This is a genomic window from Frankia sp. CcI49 (genome assembly GCF_001983215.1).
Taxonomy (GTDB): Bacteria; Actinomycetota; Actinomycetes; order Frankiales; family Frankiaceae; genus Parafrankia; species Parafrankia irregularis.
Genome location: NZ_MOWP01000006.1, coordinates 514,338 through 538,917, shown reverse-complemented (window position 1 = coordinate 538,917; position 24,580 = coordinate 514,338). Strand labels below are relative to the sequence as shown.

General features: G+C 73.7%; 5 protein-coding genes. 4 read left to right on the top strand and 1 reads right to left on the bottom strand.

Annotated elements, in window-relative coordinates:
• Positions 1 to 131: 131 nt before the first annotated feature.
• From CcI49_RS06320 to panD, 3 genes are all read left to right on the top strand, one after another.
• Positions 132 to 20,012, top strand: coding sequence for a non-ribosomal peptide synthetase (locus CcI49_RS06320; RefSeq protein ID WP_076824892.1), 19,881 nt, complete (start codon positions 132 to 134; stop codon positions 20,010 to 20,012).
• 442 nt (positions 20,013 to 20,454) lie between these two features.
• Positions 20,455 to 22,164, top strand: coding sequence for an amino acid adenylation domain-containing protein (locus CcI49_RS06315; protein ID WP_076825006.1), 1,710 nt, complete (start codon positions 20,455 to 20,457; stop codon positions 22,162 to 22,164).
• 114 nt (positions 22,165 to 22,278) lie between these two features.
• On the top strand, positions 22,279 to 22,770 hold the full coding sequence (gene panD / locus CcI49_RS06310; protein WP_054567770.1) for an aspartate 1-decarboxylase: 492 nt from the start codon (positions 22,279 to 22,281) through the stop codon (positions 22,768 to 22,770).
• 223 nt (positions 22,771 to 22,993) lie between these two features.
• Here panD and CcI49_RS06305 read toward each other — a convergent pair whose 3' ends face one another.
• Complete coding sequence (locus CcI49_RS06305) at positions 22,994 to 23,620, bottom strand: TetR/AcrR family transcriptional regulator (RefSeq protein ID WP_241839927.1); 627 nt, start codon at positions 23,618 to 23,620, stop codon at positions 22,994 to 22,996.
• 86 nt (positions 23,621 to 23,706) lie between these two features.
• On the opposite strand from CcI49_RS06305, the gene CcI49_RS06300 reads away from it, so the two are divergent.
• The gene (locus CcI49_RS06300) at positions 23,707 to 24,480 is read left to right on the top strand and encodes an SDR family oxidoreductase (protein WP_076824890.1); all 774 of its coding nucleotides are present in this window, start codon (positions 23,707 to 23,709) and stop codon (positions 24,478 to 24,480) included.
• Positions 24,481 to 24,580: the final 100 nt, after the last annotated feature.

The window sequence follows — 24,580 nt, the reverse complement described above, 5'->3', positions numbered from 1 at the left end:
YGGTCGTTGCCCCAGGCGGCGGCCGTCGCCCCTGTCAGTCACCGACCGCTCACCGGCCCCTGAAGCGGTAACCCATCGGTTACCAGTCGATGCCCCTCGTCCCGACCCCCATCACCGGAAGGACGTCCACTGTGGCGAGTCCCGACTCCGCGCAGCGCAGGCGCGACCTGCTTCGCCGTCAGCTGGCGGCCGAGCGGCTGACGCGCGACCCGGTGGGTGGCGTCGGCGAGCGGTCTCGCCGGAGCGCCGGCCAGGGGCACCCGGTCAGTCCGGCGCAGCGTCGCATGTGGTTCCTGTCCCGGCTTGACCCCACCAGCGCCGCCTACACGATCTCGGCCGCGTTCGAGCTGACCGGCCCGCTTGACCCGGAGGCCCTGCGCCGCGCGCTGATCGCCGTCGCCGGTCGGCACGAGATCCTCCGCACGACCTACCGGGCCACCTCGGACGGGCAGCTGCAGCAGGTGGTCCGGGACGACATCCTGCCGGCGTGGCACAGCGTGGATCTCTCGGCCGAGCCGGCCGAGCCGGCCGAGCCGGGCGCGGAACCCGACGAGCGTGCGCGCGCGATCGCGCTGGCAGCGGCGCGGCGCCCGTTCGACCTGACCGCCGAGTCCCCGCTGCGGGTCACCCTGCTGCGGCACGGGCCGGCGCTGCACACCCTGGCGCTCGCCGCCCATCACATCGCCTGGGACGACGCGTCCTGGGACGTCTTCTTCGGCGACCTGCAGGCCGCCTACGCCGGGAAGGACGGCGCGGGCGCCGGTGCCGCCGTCCAGTTCCTCGACGCCGCGGCCCCGGTCGCGGACCAGCCCGTCCCGGCGGAGGGCCTCACCTACTGGCGCGACCGGCTGTTGCCGCTGGCCGAACCCGTGCGGCTGCCGGGGCCGGACGCCGACGACCGCGACCCCGACGACCGCGACCCCGACGACCGCGACCCCGACGACCGCGGCCCCGACGACCGCGGCCCCGACGACCTGCCGGTCGCCGCGGCCCCGCACCGTCGCGACACCGGCCGACAGGTCGTCCACCTCACGGCAGGGGAGCTCGCCGGGCAGGTCCGCGAACTGGCGACCGCCCACGGCGCGACACCGTTCATGGTGCTGCTGGCCGCCTACACGGCGCTGATCCACCGGGTGACCGGGGCGACCGACGTCACCGTCGGATCTCCGGTCGTGAACCGGGAGGGTGCCGCGACCGAGGGCGTCATCGGCTACTTCGGCAACACGATCTGCCTGCGTCTGCCGGTGGGGCCGCTGGACAGCTTCACCGACCTGCTGCGACGGACCCGTGACGTCTGCCGGGGCGCGTTCGCGCACGCCGACGTCGACCTCGCGGACGTCGTGCGTGAACTCAACCCCGACCGGTCGGACGGCGTGTCCAGCCTGTTCACCACGATGTTCGCCGTCCGCACGCAGGCCGCCGCCGCGCTGCGCGCCGTCGGCGGCCAGGGTGACGGTGACGGCCTGCGTGGTGAGCGCCGTCCCCTGCACAACGGCACGGCGCAGTTCCCGCTGATGGTCGTGGCCGAGATCGGCACCGGACCGGACGGGGCCGACTCACTCGAACTGGAGACGACCTTCCAGCCGGGCTCGGTGTCCGGGGTGTTCGCACGCTCCCTCGGAGCCCGGCTGGAGCGGCTGCTCACCGCGGCGCTCGCCGACCCGGCCGCGGCGATCGGCTTCATCGACCTGCTCACGCCGGCCGAGCACGCCCGCCTCGCGGGGGCCTGGACCGACCCCGCGGCGGTGGCCGACATCACGGCGGGCCCGGCGCCCGGCGAGCCGTGGGTGGTGCCCTTCATGTCGTGGGCCGAGGCCGACCCGGACCGGACGGCCCTGGTCACCGCCGAGCGTTCGGTCTCCTACGGGGAGCTGGCCACCGCGGCTGACGCGCTCGGGCGCCGGCTGGCCGCCCACGGCGCCCGGCCGGGAACCATCGTCGGGATCGCCCTGCCCCGATCGATCGAGCTGGTGGTCGCGCTTGCGGCCACCGGCCGCGCCGGCGCCGCCTATCTTCCGCTCGACGTCGACTACCCACCCGACCGCCTCGCCCTGATGGTCGAGGACGCGGCGCCGGCGGTGCTGGTCACGACGCGCGAGCTGGCTCCCGGGATCCCGCTCGGGCCGGGGACCCGCCTCGTTCTCGTCGACCTCGTCGACGACGAGCCGGCACCGGTGCCCGACCCGGCATCCGGGTCCGAGGCGGCGCCGGTGTCCGAGGCGGCGCCGGAGCCCGAATCCGCGTCCGCGTCCGCGCCGTGGCCGCCTGCCATCGCACCGGACAGCCCGGTGTACGTCATCTACACATCGGGCTCGACCGGCCGGCCCAAGGGCGTCCTGGTCGGCCATCGATCGCTGACCGGTTTCCTGACGGAGTTCAGCGAGACCGTGGGAATCGGGCCGGCCGACCGCGTGCTGGCCGCGACCACACTGGCGTTCGACCCGAGCACGGTCGAGCTGCTGGCGCCGCTGACCGTCGGCGCCTCGGTCCGTCTCGTCGCCAGTGCGGCCGCTCGGGACCCCTCGGAGCTCGCCCGGCTCCTGAGCGCCGGCGCGGTCACGCTGGCCCAGGCGACCCCGTCGCGCTGGCGTTCCATCCTCGCCGCCGACCCCGCCCCCTACCCCGGCGTACGGGTCCTGTGCGGCGCCGAGCCGCTGACCCTCGACCTCGCGCGGGAACTGCGCTCCCGCGCGGCGAGCCTGACCAACGTGTACGGCCCCACCGAGACGACGGTCTGGGCGACGACCGGTGAGGTGCGCGGGTCGGCGGGCGAGAGCGAGCGGATCACGGTCGGCACGCCGCTGCGCAACACCCGGGCCTACGTGCTGGACGGCGCGCTGATGCCGGTGCCGCCTGGCGTCATCGGCGAGCTCTACCTCACCGGTTCCGGCGTGGCCCATGGCTACTTGGCCCGCCCGGCGCTGACCTCCAACCGTTACGTGGCCAACCCGTTCGGCTTCGGCGAGCGGATGTACCGAACCGGTGACCTCGCCCGCTGGACCGCGGACGGTGAGCTGCTCCTCGCCGGCCGTTCGGACGACCAGGTCAAGATCCGTGGTTTCCGGATCGAGCCGGGCGAGATCGAGACGGTGCTGGCGCGCCACCCGGCGGTCGCGCGCTGCGCCGTCATCGCGCGGGAGGACGGGCCGGCGGGACGCGCGCTCGTCGCCTACATCGTCCCTGCGGCTGCCCCGGTCCCGGCGGCTGCCCCGGCCGGAACCGGGGCGCTCACCGACCAGCTGCGTGCGCACGCCGCGTCGTTCCTGCCCGGCTACATGGTGCCGGCGGCCTTCGTGGTGCTGCCCGTACTGCCCATCACCCCCAGCGGGAAGCTCGACCGGCGTGCCCTGCCCGCGCCCGACTTCGGTGCGGCGGCCCAGCCCGGACGGGCGCCCGCCACCCGGACCGAGGAGATCCTGCGCGACGTCTTCGCGGCCGTGCTGAGCCAGCCCGACATCGGCGTCGACCAGGACTTCTTCCACCGTGGCGGCGACAGCATCCTGGCCTTCTCCGTGGTCACCCGCGCGGCGGCCGCCGGGGTGACGGTGGCACTCGCGGACGTCTTCGCCACGCCCACCGCCGCCGGCCTGGCCGCGACGGCGGACGCCGCGGCAGCCGCCGCTGTGGATCAGCCGGGCGCCGCCGGCACGGCGGCGGTCGGTTCGACGGCCGCGCTCGCGGAGCTGCCCCCGGTCGACCCGGACGACGTCGAGCGCTGGCGGGCCCGGCTGCCCGGCCTTACCGACGTGTGGCCGCTGTCGCCGTCGCAGGCGGGCATGTTGTTCCAGCGCCTCGTCGACGGCGAGGACACACCTGACGTCTACGTCGTCCAGTTCGTCCTCGACCTGCGGGGGGATCCCGATCCCGGTCGCCTGCGGGCCGCTTCCCGGGTTCTGCTCGACCGGCACCCCCTGCTGCGCGCCGCGGTCCTCTCCGACGGCCGTGCGCCGGCCCAGGTCATCGTCGCCGAGGCGGAGCCGGAGTGGACGGTCGTCGACCTCTCCTCCTGGCCGGCCGCGGAACGGGCGGCCGAGATGGAACGGCTCGTCTCGGCCGACCGGACGGCCCGGTTCGACCTGGCGCAGCCCCCGCTCCTGCGTTTCCTGTGGATCCGCACCGGGCCGGACAGCGCGCGGCTGGCTGTCTGCGCCCACCACCTCATCGTCGACGGCTGGTCGCTGCCGCTGCTGCTGCGCGAGCTGTTCACTCTGGCCGCGGACCCGGCCGGCCCGGCGGCCGTCGCCTCGCGGCTGCCGGCGCCACGCCCGTACGCGGACTACCTGCGCTGGCTGCAGGCTCAGGACTCCGACGCCGCCCACGACGCCTGGCGTGAAGAGCTGGCCGATCTCGAAGAACCGACCCTGCTGGCCGGCCTTACCGCCGTCGGCGGGCCGCGGGCCGGTGGGCCGGCAGCCGCCGTCGAGCGGGAGGTCGGCCTCGAGCTGACCGCCCGGCTGGGCTCGCTCGCCCGCGAGCGAGGCGTCACGCTGAGCACCATCCTGCGAGCGGCCTACGGCGTCGCGCTCGCCCGCGCGGTCGGGCGTGACGATGTCGTCTTCGGCGCGGCGACCGCGGGCCGGCCACCGGAGCTGCCCGGGGTCGAGTCCATGATCGGGCTGTTCGTCACCACCGTCCCGGTCCGGGTCACCGTGAGCGCGCGGATGACGTTCGCCGCGCTGCTGGCGGACCCACGGGTCACCCAGGCCCGGATGTTCGCCCACCAGCACGTCGGCCTGGCCGACATCCAGACGACGATCGGCCGGGGTGAGCTGTTCGACAGCCTGCTCGTCCTGGAGTCCTTCCCGTTCGACACGGCGACGCTGATCCCCCCGGGCGGCCCGCGGCTCGAAGCCGTCGACGGCCACGACGGAACCCACTACGCGCTGACCATCCGGGTGATTCCCGGGGACCGGCTGCGGGTGACCGTCAGCTACTCCGACGGTGTCCTCGACGACGCCACCGTCGCCGGGCTGGCCGACCGGCTGCTCCTCCTGCTGGCGGAGATCGCTGCCGACCCGGACCGCCCGATCGGTTCCGTGACGGCCGTTCCCGCCGCCGAGCGCGGTCTCGCCGCCCTCGCTCCGGCGCCCGCGGTGGCCGCGGTGCCCGCGGTGCCCGCAGAGGCCGGCGACCTGCCGTCCGGCGACGCGACGGCCGCCACCCTGCCCGACCTCTTCGAGGCCCAGGCCCGCCGGACCCCGGACGCGGTCGCGCTGCGCTGGCGCGAGACAGAGCTGACCTACGCCGAGCTCGACGAGCGGGCGGACCGGCTGGCCCGGCTGTTGCGCCAGCGCGGTGTCGGGCCGGAGTCGATCGTGGCCGTGGCGCTGCCCCGGTCACTCGACCTGGTCGTGAGCCTGCTCGCCGTGCTCAAGGCCGGCGGCGCCTATCTGCCGGTCGACCCGGCCTACCCCGCGGACCGGATCACGTTCATGCTGCGTGACGCGGCACCGGTGTGCGCGGTGACGACGGCGGCCACCCGGACGGCGCTCCCGGCCCGCCTCGGCGTGCCGATGGTCGTGCTGGACGATCCGCTGGTCGACGCGGCCCTGAACGAGCAGCAGTCCGGGCAGCAGCAGTCCGGGCAGCGGCAGTCCGGCCCGCTCGACCCGGCCGGCCGGGCCAGGCCCGACAACCTCGCCTACGTGATCTACACCTCCGGGTCGACCGGCCGGCCGAAGGGCGCGCAGATACCGCACCGCAACGTGGTGCGGCTGTTCGCCGACAGCCAGCGGCACTTCCACTTCGGCTCCTCCGACGTCTGGACCCTCTTCCACTCGGTCTCGTTCGACTTCTCCGTGTGGGAGCTGTGGGGCCCGCTGCTGTACGGCGGCCGGCTCGTGGTGGTCGACCACGAGGTCTCCCGCTCACCGGGGCAGTTCCTCGACCTGTTGCGGCGGGAGTCGGTCACCGTCCTCAACCAGACCCCTTCGGCCTTCGCCACGCTGATGGACGCCGATCGCGACGATCCGGGCGCCGGCGGGCAGCACGAGCTGAGCCTGCGGCTGGTGATCTTCGGCGGCGAGGCGCTGGACACCAGCCGGCTGGCACCGTGGTACGAGCGGCATCCGGACGACGCGCCGACCCTGGTCAACATGTACGGGATCACCGAGACCACGGTGCACGTCACGTACCTGCCGCTGGACCGGGACAGCGCCGCCGGTGCCGCCGCCCGGCGAGGCCTGATCGGCGAGCCGCTGCCGGGCCTGCGGGCCCGGATCCTCGACCGCCACCTCACCCCGGTCCCGCCGGGCGTGCCGGGGGAGGTCTATGTCAGCGGTGCCCAGCTCGCCCGTGGGTACCTGGGCCGGTTCGGCCTCACCGCCACCCGGTTCGTGGCCGATCCCTACGGCAACCCCGGCGAGCGGATGTACCGCACCGGCGACCTGGCCCGGCTGGGTCCGGACGGCGCGCTGGAGTACCTCGGCCGCGCCGACGACCAGGTCAAGATCCGCGGCTTCCGCATCGAGCCGGGTGAGATCGAGGCGGTCCTGGCCGCCGATCCGGCGGTGGAACGGGCCGTCGTCATCGCGCGTGCGGACGACGCCGGCCGGCACCGGCTGGTCGCGTACACCGTGCCGCGGGCAGGCCACCAGGTCGACGGCCCGGCGCTGCGGGCGCGGGCCGCGGCGGCGCTGCCGGACTTCATGGTCCCGTCGGCCGTCGTCGTCCTCGACGCGCTGCCGCTGACCAGCAACGGGAAGCTCGACCGGGCCGCGCTGCCGGCGCCGGACCCGACCGCGGCCACCTCGGCCCGGTCGGGCGCCACCGATCTGGAACGCACCCTGTGCGCGGTGTTCGCCGACGTGCTGGGACTGGACCGGGTCGGCGCCGACGACGAGTTCGTGGCGCTCGGTGGTGACAGCATCATCGCGATCCAGCTGGTCAACCGGGCGCGGCGCGACGGCGTGGCACTCACCCCGCGCGAGGTCTTCGTCCAGCGGACCCCGGCCGCGCTCGCGTCGCTCGTGGCCGGGCGCACCCCGGCCGCACCGGCCGGGACGTCCACCGCGGCCGAGGCAGCCGTGGCAGGCGCGCCGTCCGAGACTGCCACGCCACCCGAGACAGCCCCGGTCCCGGGACTCCCGGGGACGGGCACATCGACCGGCGTGCTGACCCCACCGCCGATCGTGGCCCAGCTCGCCGACTGGGGCGGCGAGATCCAGCGCTACAACCAGGCATTTCTCATCCGCACGCCGGCCGGTGCCGACGAGGCGTCGCTGCGCGCCGCGCTCGGCGCGATCCTCGTGCACCACGACGCCCTGCGGACCCGGCTGCTGCGGCCCGCGCCGGGCATCTGGCTGTTCCAGATCGATCCGGCGGCCACGGGTACCGGCGCACCGGGCAGCACGGCCGACACCGACCTGCTGACCCGCGTCGACGTCGCCGGCCTCGCGCCGGACGGGCTGCGCGCGGCCATCGCGGCCGCCTCCGAATCGGCCGCCGGTGGCCTGGACCCGGACGCCGGCGTGATGGTCCGTGCGGTCTGGCTCGACGCCGGCCCGGCCGAGCCCGGCCGGCTGGTGATCGTCGCCCACCACCTCGTCGTGGACGGCGTGTCGTGGCGGATCCTGCTCGCCGATCTGGAGGCCGCGTACGCGGCGGCCAGCGCCGGCCGGCCGGCGCGGCTCGGCGCGGTCGGCACGTCGTTGAAGGCGTTCAGCGAGGTGATCGCCGGGTACGCGACCGCACCGGACCGGCTCGCCGAGCTGACCCACTGGCTGGAGACACTCGCGCCGGGCGGGCGCCCGTTCGGGCCGCCCGCACCCGTGCTCACCATCGCGGGCACCTCGGCCGCGGCCGCGCTGGGACCCGCCGCGGTCGGGACGGCCGCCGACACCGAACGCCTAGTCGTCGAGCTGCCCACCCAGGCCACCTCGGCCCTGCTCACCGGTGTTCCCGCGGCGACCGGCACCGAGATCACCGCTGTGCTGCTCGCCGGCCTGCGGCTGGCGGTCCCGGTCCGCCCGGCCGATGACGATCCGGCCGCTGCCCGGGATGACGCCGAGAGCGACCTTCTCGTCGATCTCGAGCGGCACGGGCGCGAGGAGATCGTCCCCGGCCTGGACCTGTCCCGCACGGTCGGCTGGTTCACCAGCATCGCGCCGGTCCGGCTGGGGCCGGTGCGCCAGGACGCGCGCACGACGCTCGCCGAGGTGGCGGCGAGCCTGCGGGCGACCCCGGACAGCGGTGCTGGTTTCGGCCCGCTCCGTTACGCCAATCCGCTGGCCGGGCCGGTCCTCGCCCGCGCCGGCCGGCCCCAGATCCTGTTCAACTACCTGGGCCGCTTCGGCGCCGACCAGCGCGCCGACTGGGGGCCCGCGCCGGAGTTCGACGCGCTCGCCGCCACACCCGACCCCGGCCTGGGCGTCGGCTACCCGCTGACCGTCGACGTGGTCGGTGTGGAGACGGCCGACGGCCCGGTGCTTCGGGCGACCTTCACCTACCTGACGACCGTGCTGTCGCAGCCGCAGACAGCACGCCTCGCCACCGGTTTCCGGGACGCCCTGCTGGAGCTGGCCACGCTCGCGCCCCCGCGGCCCGAATCCGCGCCCGAGCGGCTCCCGTACCCGCCGCCGGAGGCGTCCGCCGCGCTCGTCGCGCTCTCGGACGAGGAGCGGGAACGGATCTCCCGCGACTTCCCGGCGGTGGTCGAGGACGTCTGGCCGCTGTCGCCGTTGCAGGAGGGCCTGTACTTCCAGTGGTCCCTGGACCAGACGAGTGATGCGTACACCGCCCAGTTCTCGCTCGACTTCGACCACCGTCTCGACGCCGAGCGGATGCGCCGGGCCTGCGCGGCCCTCATGGCCCGGACCCCGACGCTGCGCGCGGGCTTCCTCAGCGACGGCCTGCCTCAGCCGGTGCAGGTCATCGCTGCTGAGCTGCCCGTCCCGGTCACCGAGGTCGACCTGTCCGGGCTGGCCGAGCCCGAACGGTCGGCCGAGGCCGAACGGATCGCCGCGGCCGACCGGTCCCGCCCCTTCGACGTCGCCCGGCCACCGCTGTTCCGGCTGACCGTCATCCACCTGGGGGAGCGGCACGACCGGCTGGTCGTGAACCGCCAGGTGCTGCTGTGGGACGGCTGGTCGGGCGCCCTCGTCGTCGAGGGCCTGCTCGGGCTGTACGCCGCCGAGGGCGGCGCGGCGGCGCCCCCCGCGCCGCGGGGTTCCTTCCGGGACTACCTGGCCTGGCTGCGGGAGCGGGACACCGAGGTCACCGGGCGTGCCTGGCGGTCGGCGCTCGCCGATCTGGAGGAGCCGACGCTGGTGGTGCCGGCCGCGCGTGGCCTGCCACCGGTCGCCCCGGGCCGGATCACCGCCGAGCTGCCGGAGGCGACCGCGACCGCGGCGCGGGCAGCCGCCCGTGCCCAGGGCGTCACCCTGAAYACGCTCTTCAACGCCGCGCTCGCGCTGGTACTGGCGTCGGCGACCGGGTCGGACGACATCGTGTTCGGCACGACCGTCGCCGGCCGGCCGACCGAGGTCGAGGGCATCGACGAGGTCGTCGGGCTGTTCCTGAACACGGTGCCGGTCCGGGTCCGGCTCGATCCCCGCGAGACGGTCGGTGACCTGCTGCGCCGCATCACCGGGCAGCGGCTGGACCTGCTCGACCACGAGTACCTCGGGCTCGGGGAGATCCAGCAGGCCAGCGGTCATCCGGTGCTGTTCGACACGCTGTACGTCCTGCAGAACTTCATCGACGAGGTGGCGAACGACGAGACCAGCGCCCGGCACGGGATCACCGGCGGGACCAGCCTCGACCACACCCACTACCCGCTGACCTTCGTGCTGTTCCCGGGCGCGCGCATCACCGCGCGGCTGGAGTACCGCTCGGACGTGCTCACCCGGGAGACCGCCCAGGGGCTGTTCGACCGCCTTCTGGCGCTGGTCGGCGCGCTGTCCGCGCACGCTGACGCCCCGGTCGGATCCCTGGACGCCCTGCTCCCCGCGGAACGGTCCCGGCTGGAGGAGGCCCTGGCGGTGCCGCCGCGGCCGACGGGCACCGAGACCATCGCCGACCTGCTCGCCGTTTCGGCCGAGCGCCTCGACGGGCAGGTGGCGCTGGTCCTGGGTGAGCAGCGGCTGACCTACCGGGAGCTCGACGACCGGGTCAACCAGCTCGCCAGGCTGCTGATCGCGCGGGGCGCCGGGCCGGAGACGGTGGTTGCCCTCGGGCTCGGGCGGACGGTCGACATGGTTGTCGCGCTGTTCGCCGTCCTGCGCACCGGCGCCGCCTATCTGCCGCTCGAGCTGGACCATCCGCCGGCACGCCTGCTGGAGATGGTGGGCGACGCGGGGGCGGCGATCCTCGTCACCACCAGGGCGACCGCCCGCTACCTGGCGGGTGCGCCGGCCGACGCGGCTGTGCCCGCCGGCGCGGACGTGCCGGCCACCTCGGACGCACCAGGTTCGGAAAGTGTTACCTGGCTGGTCCTCGACCAGGACGCGGTGGCCGCCGAGCTGGCCGCGGCCGGGTCAGACGCGCTGTCGGACGCCGAGCTCGGCGCCTTCGCCCGTGACCGGGCGGACCGGCTCGAGCACCCGGCCTACGTGATCTACACATCGGGTTCGACCGGCCGGCCCAAGGGCGTCGTGACGCCGTACCGGGGCCTGACCAACATGTGGCTCAACCACCAGGAGGAGATCTTCACTCCGACGGTGGCGGCGGCCGGCGGGCGCCGGCTGCGGATCGCGCACACCGTGTCCTTCGCCTTCGACATGTCCTGGGAGGAGCTGCTCTGGCTCGTCGAGGGCCACGAGGTGCACATCTGCGACGAGAACCTGCGCCGGGACGCGGAAGGCCTCGTCGCCTACTGCGACCGGCACCGGATCGACGTCGTCAACGTGACGCCGACCTACGCGGCCCATCTGTTCGAGTCCGGCCTGCTCGACCGCGACGAGGATCCCGCCGGCGCCGAACCTGCCCGCGTTGAACCGTGTGCCGCCGGAGCGGCCGTCACCGGAGCGGCCGGGGGGCGCCATCGGCCGCCCCTGGTCATGCTGGGCGGCGAGGCCGTCCCGGACTCGGTCTGGAACCGGCTGCGCGACACGGACGGCACGACCGGCTACAACCTGTACGGGCCGACCGAGTACACGATCAACACGCTCGGTGCCGCGACGGCGGACAGTTCGACGCCGACCGTCGGCCGGCCGATCCGCAACACCAGCATCTACGTGCTCGACCGGTGGCTGCGCCCGGTGCCCGACGGCGCACCCGGCGAGCTGTACATCGCCGGCGACGGCCTGGCCCGAGGCTACCTCGACCGCTTCGGCCTGACCGCAACCCGGTTCGTCGCCGACCCGTTCCGGGCCGGCGACCGGATGTACCGCACCGGTGACCTGGTCATCCGCCGCCTCGACGGCAACATCGACTTCCTCGGGCGGACCGACGACCAGGTGAAGATCCGCGGCCATCGGATCGAGCTCGGGGAGGTGATGTCCGCCCTCGACAGCCACCCGGCGGTCAGCCAGTCGGCGGTGATCGCCACGGACGACCCGGCCCTGCCGGGCTCCAAGCGGCTCGTCGCCTACGTCGTGCCGGCGGAGCGGACCGCCGCCGAGACGGCCGCGAGCGAGGACGACCAGGTCGGCGAGTGGCGCCAGATCTACAGCGACGAGTACGAGCGAATCCCGACCGCCGCGCTCACCGAGGACTTCGCCGGCTGGGACTCCAGCTACGACGGCCAGCCGATCCCGTTCGAGCACATGCGGGAATGGCGGGCGGCCACCCTCGACCGGATCCGGGCGCTGGAACCCCGGCGCGTCCTGGAGATCGGCGTCGGCACCGGCCTTCTGCTCGGCGGGCTCGCACCCGAGGTCGAGTCCTACTGGGGCACCGACCTGGCCGCGCCGGTCATCGCGAAACTGCGTGCCGAGCTGGCCACCGACCCGGATCGATTCGGCCGGGTGGAGCTGCGCAACCAGCCGGCGCATGTCACCGACGGGCTGCCCGCGGGCTACTTCGACACGATCATCATCAACTCGGTGATCCAGTACTTCCCGAGCGCCGGCTACCTGGCCTCGGTGCTGCGCTCCGCGCTCGGCCTGCTGGCCCCGGGCGGCTCGCTGTTCGTCGGCGACGTCCGTGACCTGGGTCGGCTGCGGATCTTCCATACCGCGATCGAGCTCGCCCGCTCCGGTGGCAGGCCCGCCGCCTCTACCAGGCTCACCGCCGCGGTGGATCGGCGCATGCTGCTGGAGAAGGAGCTGGTGGTGGCACCGGCGTTCTTCCTCGGGATCGCCGCCGAGGAGGGCCTGGCGGCGTCGGTGCGGGTCCGGCGGGGACGCTTCGGCAACGAGCTGACCAGGCACCGGTACGACGTGGTGCTGCGGTCCGGTGTGGCCGCCGGCGACGCCGGGATCGCATCGGGCGATGCCGGAACCTATGCCGGAACCGATGCCGGAACCGTGTCGTCCGAGCCGCTCTCGCTGGCCTGGGGCGTCGACACCGGTGACCTTGCGAGCTTCGGCGCGCTGCTGGGCGCCGACGCGCCGGCGCGGGTGCGACTCACCGGTATTCCGGATGCCCGGATCGCGGCCGAGTTCGCCGCTGCCGAGGCTCTCGCCGGGGAGGGCCCGACGTCCGCCGGCCCGACGTCCGCGGTCGCCACGGTCGAGCCGCAGGACCTGTACGAGCTGGCCGACAGCCTCGGCTACGAGGCCGCTCTCACCCCGTGCCCGGACGATCCGGGGCGGCTCGACGGCCTGTTCGTGCGGGGCTCCGGCCCGCGGGCGCTGCCGGTGGTCCGACCAGCCGACGATCCCGCTGCCCGGCCCGCTCCGGGCGTCGCGGTGACGAACGACCCGACGGCGGCCCGTGCCGCCGCCGCGATCGTCGGTCGCCTGCGTACCGACCTCGCCGCCGTGCTGCCCGACTACCTCGTCCCGTCGGCCTTCGTGCCGCTGCCGGCGATTCCCCGCAACGCCAACGGCAAGCTCGACGTGGCGGCGCTGCCGCCGGCCGAACCGGTGGCGACCAGCTCCGGGAGGGCACCGGCCACCGAGCTGGAGCAGGCCCTGGCCGATCTGTTCGCCGACGTCCTCGGTCTGCCCGAGGTCGGGGCCGACGACAACTTCTTCGCCCTGGGTGGCCACTCGCTGCTCGCGACCCGGGTGGTCAGCCGGGCCCGGGCCACGCTGGAGATCGACCTGGCGATCCGCGACCTGTTCGACGCCCCCACGGTCGAGACCCTGGCGGCGAAGGTGGCCGGCCAGGCACCGGCGACCACCCGCCCGCCGCTGGTCGCCGGCGAGCGTCCCGACCGGATCCCGCTGTCCGCGGCGCAGCGCCGGCTGTGGCTGGTCGAGGCGCTGGCCTCCTCGGCCGGCGACGGGTCGACCGCCTACAACTACCCGATCGCGTTCCAGACCACCGGGCGGATCGACGTCGAGGCGCTGCGCGCGGCCGTCGGTGACCTGCTGGAGCGGCACGAGGCGCTGCGCACCGTCGTCGACGTCGTCGACGGCGAGCCCTACCAGCGGATCCTCGACCCGGGCGCCACCCGGGCCCGTCTGACCGTCGAGGAGTGCGCGCGGGACGAGGTGACCGCCCGCATCTCCCAGGCGGCGGCGGAGCCGTTCGACCTGACCGCGGAGATCCCGCTGCGGCTGATGGTGCTGCGCGGCGACACCGGCGCCGCCGGCGCCGCCGGCGACACACTGGTCGTGATCCTGCACCACATCGCGACCGACGAATGGTCGGACCGGCCGTTCCTGCTGGATCTGGACGCCGCCTACACCGCGCGGCGGGCCGGTGCGGCGCCGGACTGGGCTCCGCTGCCCGTCCAGTACGCCGACTACACCCTCTGGCAGACCGCCCTGCTCGGCGATCCGGATGCCGAGGACAGCCTGGCCACCCGGCAGCGCGCGTTCTGGCTGGAGGCCCTGCGCGGCCTGCCGGAGGAGATCGGGCTGCCGCTGGACCGGCCACGGCCAGCGGTGCGCGACGGGGCGTCCGGACGGGCGGTCCGCGTCCTGCCGGGCGCGGTCGCGACCGGCCTGCGCGAGCTGTGCTCCCGGACCGGGACGAGCATGTCGATGCTCACCCACGCGGCCATCGCCGTCCTGCTGCACCGCCTCGGGTCGGGTGACGACATCCCGATCGGCGTTCCCATCGCCGGACGGACCGACACGGCGCTCGAACGGCTCGTCGGTTTCTTCGTCAACACCCTGGTGATCAGGTCCGACCTCGGCGGCGATCCGACCTTCCGGGAGCTGCTGGCGCGGACCCGCAGCACCGACCTGGCCGCCTTCGACCACCAGGACCTCCCCTTCGAGGACGTGGTCGCCGCGGTCAACCCGCGCCGGGTGCCCGGGGTGAACCCGCTGTTCCAGGTGATGGCGGGCTACCACCACCTCGCCGAGGACGACCGGGACCTGCTCGGCGGGCCGGTCACCTGGATCAACCCGGAGGCCGGGACAGCCAAGTTCGACCTGGACGTCACCTTCGTCGACCGGGCCGCGCGCAACGAGATCACGATTCTGGTCGAGTTCGCCACCGACGTGATCGAACCGGCCGGCGGCGCCCGGCTGGCCGACCGGCTGACCCGCCTGCTGGCCGGGCTCGTCGCCGAGCCGGACCGGCCGGTCAGCCAGCTGGAGATCGTGGACGACCGTGAGCGCGCGGCGGCGCTGCGCGCGGCGGCCGGCCCCCGGCGCGAACTGCCCGCGGGCGGTGACACGGTGGTCGACCTGCTGGAACGGGCCGTGGCCGCGTTCGGGCACCGGGTCGCGCTGGTCACCGACACGGGCCAGGCCACGTTCACCGACCTCGCGGCGCAGGTCGACCGGATCGCCGGGCTCGTGCGCGGGATCGGCGGCGGCCCGGAGGCGGTGGTCGCCCTCGCGCTGCCACGTGCGCTGATGGTCCCGGCGATCTTCGGCGTGCTGGCGGCGGGCGCGAGCTACCTGCCGCTGGACGTCGAGCATCCCCCCGAACGGCTCTCGTTCGTGCTGGCCGACGCGGCCCCCGTGGCCGTGCTCACCACGGCGGTGCTGGCCGACCGCCTCCCGCCCGCCGCCACCGAGGTCGTGCTGCTGCCTGACGGCACAGCCGCGCCCGGCGAGGGCTCCGGCCGGGCGTTCGCCGCGGACACCCGGCCCCTGCCGGACAGCGCCGCCAGCGTGATCTACACCTCCGGCTCGACCGGGCGCCCCAAGGCGGTCGTCGGCACCCACCGCGGCCTGGCCAACCTCTTCGCGTCCCACGCCGTCGACCTCATGGCGCCGGCCGAGGAGGCGGCCGGACCGGACCACGGCGCCCAGCGTGTCATACACGCGGCCTCGTTCAGCTTCGACGGCTCCTGGGAGCCTCTGCTGTGGCTGCTGGCCGGACATGAGGTCCACGTGGTCGGCGAAGCGACCGCGCGGGACGCGGCCGCGCTCGTCGAACACATCGAGCGGGCCCGGATCGACGTGCTCGACCTGACGCCGACCTACCTCCAGGAGCTGCTGGACCACGGGTTCCTGCGCGCCGAGGGCCACCGGCCGGGGGTGCTGATGGTCGGCGGCGAGGCCACCGCGCCGGCGCTGTGGGAGCGGCTGCGGTCGACGCCGGGAATGGTGAGCCACGACCTGTACGGGCCGACCGAGTACTCGGTCGACGCCTACGGCTGGCACAGCGCCGGCACCGACCCGCGGCCCGCGCCGGCCGGCGGTCCGGAACACCCCGCCCAGGACGCACCGGGCCAGGACGCACCGGGCCAGGGCGCACCTGGTCAGGCTCCGGGCCAGGACCGGGATGTGCCCGGTTGGGCGGGGCCGATCGCCAACACGTACGCCTACCTGCTCGACGCGGCGCTGTCGCCGGTCCCGGACGGGGTGGCGGGCGAGCTGTACCTGGCCGGTCCCGGGCTGGCCCGGGGTTACCTGGGCCGCCCCGACCTGACGGCGGGCCGCTTCGTCGCCGACCCGTTCGGCCCGGCGGGCCAGCGGATGTACCGCACCGGGGACCGGGCCCGGCGGCGGCCCGACGGCGCGCTCGCCTTCCTCGGGCGTACCGACGACCAGATCAAGCTGCGGGGCTTCCGGATCGAGCTCGGGGAGATCGAGCGTGCGGTGGAGACCGTCGCCGGTGTCAGCGCGGCCGCGGTCGTCTTCCGCCCGGACGCACCACCCGCCCTCCAGCTCGTGGCCTACCTGGTGGCTGGCTCAGCCGCGCCGACGGGGCTGGGACCAGCGGCGGGCGATCCGGCCGAGCAGGAGCTGGCGGCGCACGATCCGGCAGAGCGCGAGCTGACCGAGAACGCTCGCGCCCACCTGGCCCGGGTGCTGCCGGTGCACATGGTTCCGCAGGCGTTCGTCGTGCTGGGCCGGCTGCCCCGTACGGTCAACGGCAAGCTCGACCGGGCGGCGCTGCCCGCGCCGGCCGCGCCGGCCCTGGCCGGTGGCCGGCGGCCCCGGGACGCCCGCGAGGAGCTGCTCGCGGAGCGGTTCGCCGCGGTGCTCGGCGTCGAGCAGGTGGGCCGGGACGACGACTTCTTCGCCCTCGGCGGCCATTCGCTGCTCGTCATGCGGCTGTGCGCGGCGATCCGCTCGACCTTCGGGGTGGAGATCACACCCCGTACGGTCTTCGAGGAGCCGACGGTGGCCGGGCTCGCGCGGCGGATGGAGGCGGCGGGCACCGCCCGCCCGCCGGTCGGCCGCCACCAGCGGCCGGAGCACCCACCACTGTCGGCCGCGCAGCGGCGCCTGTGGGTCCTGGCGCAGCTGGAGGGCCCCAGCCCGACCTACAACATCCCGATCACCTGGCGGCTGACCGGCCCGCTGGACGTGGCCGCCCTGCGCGCCGCGGTGGACGACGTGGTGGCCCGGCACGAGTCGCTGCGCACCGTCTTCCCGAGCGCCGACGGCGAGCCGTTCCAGCGTGTCCTCGATCCCGCCCAGGCACGGATCCCGTTCGACGTGGTCGACTGGATCCCGCCGACGGGCGCGGGCCACGCCGAACCGGAGCTGGAGCTGGAGCCGGAGCCGGAGCCGGGTGAGGCGGGTCTGGCGGAGATCCTCGCCAGGGCGTCGGCGTATCCCTTCGATCTCGAGCATGAGCCGCCGATGCGGGTGACCGTCGTCCACTGCTCGTCCCGGCTGCACATCGCGCAGTTCCTCGTGCATCACATCGCGGCGGACGAGGGTTCGGACCGGCCGCTGGCCCGGGACCTGTCGGTGGCCTACCGGGCGCGGGCGGCGGGTGCCGCGCCGGACTGGGCGCCGCTGCCMGTCCAGTACGTCGACTACACGCTGTGGCAGCAGCGGCTGCTCGGCGACGAGTCCGACGTCACCAGCCCCGCCGCGCGCTCGCGGGAGTTCTGGCGCGGCGCGCTGGCCGGCCTGCCGGACGAGGTCGCGCTGCCCACCGACCGGCCGCGACCGGCGGAGCCGAGCCACACCGGCGGAATCGTCGAGATCTCCCTGGCCGACGACGTCGTCGGCGCGCTGCGCGCGGTCGGCCGGGCCCACAACGCGAGCATGTTCATGGTGCTGCGGGCAGCCGTCGCGACGCTGCTGCACCGGCTGGGGGCGGGGGAGGACATCCCCATCGGCAGCCCGGTCGCCGGCCGGACCGACGACACGCTCGACGACCTCGTCGGCTTCTTCCTCAACACCGTGGTCCTGCGCACCGACCTGGCGGGCGACCCGTCGTTCGGTGAGCTGCTCGGACGGGTCCGCGCGGGTGACCTCGCCGCGCTGGACCACCAGGAGCTGCCGTTCGACCGGGTGGTGGAGGCGGTGAACCCACCGCGCCAGCTGGCCCGCCATCCCCTTTTCCAGGTCATGATCGTGTATCTCGCGGCGTCCGACGTCGTCGACGAGCTGGCGTTCGACGGCATCGGCGCACGTCCCGAACCGGTGCTGCGGGCGGACGCCAAGTTCGACATGTCCTTCGACTTCATCGAACGGGGCGGGGCCGACGGCGGTATGACCATCGGTGTCGCCTACAGCGACGACCTGTTCGACCGCGCCAGCGTGGACCGGATCGCCGAGCGCCTGCGCGACGTCCTCGCCGCGGTGGCCGCGGATCCGTCCGTACCGGTCAGTGCACTGCGGCTGAGCTGGACGGCGATCCCCGCGGCAACCGCGCCTCGTGCCGCCCTCGTGGCCACCGGCACCGGTGGCTCTGGTGGCTCCGGCGGCTCCGGTGGCGACGATCGCCGTGACGGGAGTGCCGCGACGGCCACCGCCGGCCGCGCGCCCGCGAACGACATCGAGGAGATCCTGGTCGACACCTTCCTGCAGGTGCTGGGGGTTGACCAGGTCGGCGTCGACGACGACTTCTTCGCGCTCGGCGGCGACAGCATCGTCGCGATGCGGCTGGTGAACCGGATCCGCGCCGCCGGTCTCGTGGTGACTCCGCGGCTGCTGTTCGGTCATCGCACACCTGGCGCGCTCGCGACGGTCGTGCGGCGTCGCGCGCCGCGCCCGCAGGCCCCGCAGCCCGGCCAGGCCGCGGCGGCGGCGGTCGTCCCACCGACACCGGCGCTGCAGTCGGCGCGCGGGCGCGGGCGCACGAGCGACGGCACGGACGCGTTCACGTCCTTCTCCTCGCCGGTGCTGCTGCGCACGCCCGCCGGGCTGGATCATGCGACGCTGACCAGGGTGCTCACGGCCGTCGTCGACCAGCACGACGTCCTGCGGGCCAGGCTTGTCCGCTCGGACCTGCCCGGCGGGCCGGCGCTTCCCCCGGGGGCGGCGACGGTGGGTGCGGACGGCGGTCCGGCCTGGTCACTGGTGATCGCGCCGCCTGGGGGCGTCGACGTCGGCGGCTGGATCCGGCGGGTCGACGCCACGAACCTCGCCTCGGGCGACGGTTTCGACAGCGAGGCCGGTCGGTCGCTGATCGCGGAGCTGGCGGTGGCGACCAACCGCGAGCTCGATCCGGACGCCGGGCAGGCCATCCGGGCCGTCTGGCTGGACGCGGGCGGCGCGCTTCCGGGCCGGCTGCTGTTGATCATCCATCACGCTCTGATCGACGGGGTCTCCTGGTCGATCGTGCTGGAGGATCTCGCGGCCGCGTGGCAGGCGCTGGCGGCAGGCGAACTGCCCCGGCTCGCGCCGGTTCCCGTCTCGTACGCCGACTGGGCACGCCGCCTCGACGACCGTGCGCGGGCCCCGGAGACGGCGTCACGGCTGCCGTTCTGGTCGGACCTGCTGGGCCGGGCCACGACCGTGGAATGGGTCGCCCGGCCGGTGGAACCGGCGGAGGCCGGCGGGCAGACCGAATCCGCCGGGCAGACCGGCTCGGCGGCTGGGCAGGTGAGCGCGGCCGGGCTGGCGGATGCGGCCGCGGCTCAGGCGGTGACGGTGAGCGTGCCTGCGGAACGGGCGGCGGCGCTGCTGTCGACGGTGCCCGCCGGTTTCGGCATCGGTGTGGACGAGCTGCTGCTCACCGCGCTGTCCCTGGCCGTCGCCGACCGGACCCGCCCAGGCGAGAACGGGTCATCGGGGATGATCGTCGCCGTCCAGGCGCACGGCCGGCAGGAGCAGATCGTGGGGGATGTGGACCTGTCCCGCACGGTCGGCTGGATGGCGGAGATCTTCCCGTTCCTCCTCGAACGGGACGCCACCGACGGCGCCGTCTTCGGCGATCGTTCCGTGGACGCCGTGGCGGCCCGGGTGCACGCGCTCATGGCGTCCGTTCCGGACGGCGGAACCGACTACAGCATGTTGCGGTTCCTCAATCCGCGGACCGCGCCCGAGCTCGCGGCCGCACCGCTGCCCACGGTCTACCTGAACTACGTCGGTCGGTTGACACGGGGCGAGACGGCCGACTGGGCGGTCGCCGCGGAGGACGAGGAGCTCTTCGCGGACTGGAACGCCGAGCAGCCTGATCCCTTCCCGGTGAGCCTGATCGTGCGGGTTCTCGACGGTCCGGGCGGTCCCGAGCTCACGGCGCGATGGTCCCGCGGACCGGACGGCCCCGCCATGGAGGTCGTCCGCGACCTCTCGACGTCGTGGGTCCGGGCGCTGGACGCCCTCGCCGTCCTGGCATCGGGGCGCGGAACAGACGACTCCAGCTGACGGCGCGCCACGGCCGCGGGATCCACCGCGGCCGTGGCCATCTTCTCGAAGAAGCTTTCGGGCCTGCCGGCGCCGCGATTGTCGGATTACGACGGCAGTTGTTCCGGCAAAGGCTTCGGGCTATGCCGGGAGGGGTTCTGTCGGCTGCCGGTGAATCGCCGGATGTGATGATCGCAGGGTATCGGATTGCTACCGGGTTATTTCCGTCTCACAGCTCACTGACAGGAATGTCGCGAGTCCGGGTCGGCGGTGGAAAATGCTCAACTGGCTGAGTCGTGTGGGTGTGAATGTCCTTGAATAGCATAGATCCACTTGCTAAGGTTTCTGTTGTCCGCTTCCCGGTCGGCTGTGTCGTCCGGCTCCGGGGTAACGCCTGGGCGTCCCGGTGGTCCGGCCAGGTGCGGGCAGCGATGAGTTCCGTTTCGCCATCGACAGATGGGGCATGATTGTGAGTGCGCTTTTCAGGGGTGGCGTGTCGCCGGCGCCGGCGGCGGACGGGGCTGTCGCTCTCGAATGCTGTAACGACACCAGCGCGCCCGCGGTCGTGACGACCGTGGTCGATCTTTTCGTCGCCCAGGTGCGGAGAACGCCGGATGCGCCAGCTGTCGTGGCGCCGGAAGGGCGGTTCACCTATCGGGAGCTCGGAGACCGGGTGTTCCAGCTCGCCCGGGCCCTGCGTCGCCACGGCCTCGAGCCGGAGGGCGTCGTGGGTGTCCGGCTGGGGCGATCCGCGGAGATGATCGTCGCGGTTCTCGCGGCCATGGTCGCCGGTGGCGCCTTCGTCCCGGTCGAGCCGTCCTGGCCTGACCAGCGGCGTCGGCGGGTACTGACGGACGCGGGCGCACAGTTGATCGTGACGGGTCCGGAGACGTCCGAGGGGCCGGGGGAGCCTGATGAGCCCGGCGGGCTGGTCGACGGGGTGCGAGCCGTGCCGGTCGATCTGCACGCGTGGGCCTGGGGCCACGAGTCGCCGGAACCACTGGATCTTTCGATCCCCTTGGCCGGCCTGGCCTATGTGATGTTCACGTCCGGCTCGACCGGCACCCCGAAAGGGGCGATGATCCGCCATGAGGCGATCGCCGAGCGACTGCGGTGGCAGGTGACGGACCTGTTCACCTTCGGCGCGGGTGACGCCTCCCTGTTCAAGGCGCCGCTGTCGTTCGACATCTCGATCAACGAGATCCTGCTGCCTCTCGTCTGCGGGGGCCGGGTGGTCGTGGCGGAGCCGGACGGTGAGCTCGACCCGGGATATCTGGTCGACCTGATAGAGGCCGAGCGGATCACTTTCGTCTATCTGGTGTCGTCGATGCTGGACGTCGTGCTGGAAGCGGCGGAAGGCACGCCCGCGTTGGCCTCCCTGCGGCATGTCTGGTGCGGAGGCGAGGTACTCACACCGGCCCTCTTCGCACGCTTCCGAGCTCAGGTCGACACCGATCTCTACCATGGGTACGGCCCGGCCGAGACGACGATCGGCGTTTCTCATGTGATCTACCGGGACAGTGCTGAGCGTCTCGCCACCTCCATTGGGCGGCCCAATCCGCATACCCAGCTTCACCTCCTTGACGACCGGCTGGAGCCGGTGCCGGACGGTGCGATCGGCGAGCTGTATGTCGCCGGGTTCCTGCTCGGCCGCGGCTATGTGAACAGCGGGGCGCTGACCGCGTCGCGTTTTGTCGCCAACCCGTTCTCCGGCGATGGCGCCCGGATGTACCGGACCGGGGACCTCGCGCGGTGGGACAGCGCCGGCTGGCTGGAGTTCGTCGGCCGGGCTGACAACCAGGTGAAGATCCGGGGAATGCGGCTCGAGCTGGAGGAGGTGGAAGCCGCCATGTCCACCCACCCCCGGGTGCGGCGGGCGGCGGTCGTGGTGTCCCGGGACACCGCGGCGCCCCGGCTGCTCGCCTTCGTCGTTCCTGATGCCGATCGTGGCGCCGATCAGGTCGACGGCGGCGCGGCGCTTTCGGGACCGGCCGCGGACGGCGCATTCGCGGACGAGGTGCTCACCTGGTGCGCGGATCTTCTTCCTCATTACATGGTGCCGAGCGCCGTGACGGTGCTGGGCACGCTTCCCGTCACAGCTGGCGGAAAGATCGACCGACGTGCCCTGACCGCAGCTGACCCCGCACGGGAACAGCCTGCGGGGAGGGCATGACGCAGGCGTGCCGGCTGCCTGTGCCGCCGGGGCCGCGGATGGCGCGATGTTTGCGGGTGTTCGCTGACCCGGAACTCCCACTCGTGATCTCGACCGAATTCTGAAGGAAATCGCATGCAGCGCACTCTGCTCGGCGGGAAGATTCATCGGGCCACCGTGACCCAGGCGGATCTGCATTATGTCGGATCGATCACGATTGATCGGACGCTCATGGAGGCCGCCGACATCGTCGAGGGTGAGCAGGTTCAGGTGGTGGATATCACCAACGGCGCCCGGCTGGTCACCTATGCGATCGACGGGCCCCGGGACTCCGGGATCATCGGCATGAACGGTGCCGCCGCCCGCCTGGTCCACCCTGGCGATCTGATCATCATCATGTCGTTCCGGCAGATGGATGAAAGCGAGGTCGGCACGTATGTCCCGCGAGTCGTTCACATCGACGAACTGAATCGGATCGTCACGTTGGGCGACGATCTGTCCGCGCCGGTTCCCGGGGCGGTCAACCAGATTCCCGGAAACGGGACCGCGATCCGGTCCGGGGGCCAGGTGGCCGAGGGCGAGGCGTGCAGAGGCGCTGACCTTCAGGGCGCGCTCGGCCCGTCCTAGGGTCGTCGCACAGGTCCCTCCCCGGCGGCGCGGAGGGTGCGGAGCCGTACGTCGGTCGCGTCCGCACCCTCGGCCCGCGCGGTGATACGAGCGGCCCGTGCCGTGCCGTGCCGTGCCGTGCCGTGCTGGGGCTGGGTGCTGGGCCCGAGGATCCGATCCGGGTGGGTTCGGCGCCGAGCCCCGCCCGGGGCGCCGTAGCCGCGGAAGTCCCCTGGCCGCGCTCTCAGTCGCCGGTGCGGCCTGGCACCGCTGTCGACCACGGCCACGCGCTGATCGCGATCAGCGCGGTGGACTCCAGCTCTCGGCGTGTCGTACCGTCGCGTGCCTGTTGGGCCATCCCCTGCAGGACCACGCCTGTGAACACGGCCAGTGACCGTGCGTCGGCGCCGACCGGTAGCTCACCCGCGCGGATGGCGGCATCGATTCTGTGCTCGAGCGCCTCGACCCCGCTGTTGCGCAGTGCCCGCAGCGACTGCTCGACCTCGGGCGAGCCGCAGTTGACCGCGGTGCTGACGACGAGGCAGCCGGGCGGCCGATCCGGGCGGGTGTAGGCGGCGGCGGCCTCCCGCAGCAGCCGTTCCAGCCCGCGCCGGAAGGTCGGTTCCTCCCGCAGCGCCCGCACCATGAAGGACCGGTATCGCTCGCAGTACGCGTCGAGCACCTCGTCGAACAGCGCCCGCTTGCTGCCGAAGGCGGCGTAGAGGCTCGGCGGGGCGACGCCCATCGCGGCGGTGAGGTCGGCGATCGAGGTGGTCTCGTAGCCCCGGTCCCAGAACAGCACCAGCGCCCGCTCGAGAGCGGTGGCCCGGTCGAACTCTCTCGGTCGCCCACCACGGGGGGATGTGGTCACGACCGGATTCTATAGCGGTCGCTAAAGAACATGCTACGGTGGCCCGGCATGGTTCTGTAGTGGTCGCTAGGAAAGGGTGGCTGAGCATGGGTACGTTGGCCGGCAAGACGGCGCTGGTCACCGGCGCCAGCCGGGGCATCGGCCGGAGCATCGCCGGGCGGCTGGCGCGCGAGGGCGCCCTCGTCGCCGTTCACTACGGCAGCAACGAGGCGGCCGCCCGAGCCACGCTGACCGCGATCACCGCGGCCGGCGGCCGGGCGTTCACGCTGCGGACGGAGCTCGGGCGGGCCGGGGACGCACACGCGCTGTGGTCGGCCTTCGACGAGGGCGTCCGGGAGTTCACCGACTCGCCGCAGGTGGATGTGATCGTCAACAATGCCGGGATCGCGCTGTACGCCTCGATGAGCGACGTCGCGGACGCCAGCTTCGACGAGGTCTTCGCGGTGAACGCCAAGGCGCCGTTCTTCATTCTCCAGCACGGCCTCGACCGGCTCCGTGACGGCGGCCGGGTCATCAACATCTCGTCGGGAGCCGCCCGGCTGGCGACACCGATGCTCGTCGCCTACGCGATGACCAAGGGTGCGCTCAACGCGCTGACGCGCACTCTCGCACTGGAGCTCGGGCCACGCGACATCACCGTCAACTCCGTCGAGCCGGGCATCGTCGAGACCGACATCGCGTTCTTCCTCTCCGATCCCCGGATGAGTGAGCTGGCGGCGTCGTGGTCGGCGTTCAACCGGATCGGGCAGCCGGCCGACATCGCCGATGTCGTGGCATTCCTCGCCTCGCCGGAATCACGGTGGATCACCGGGCAGACCATCGACGCGACCGGCGGCTTCCTGCTCGGCCCGGCGTTCTGAAACCCGGAACCCGGGGCGCCGAACGGTGGGCGCGGTCGCTCAGGCCGGTGAAACGACGCCGGGCGGGCGAGCGGACGCGATGACAAACGGGAGGCGTGTG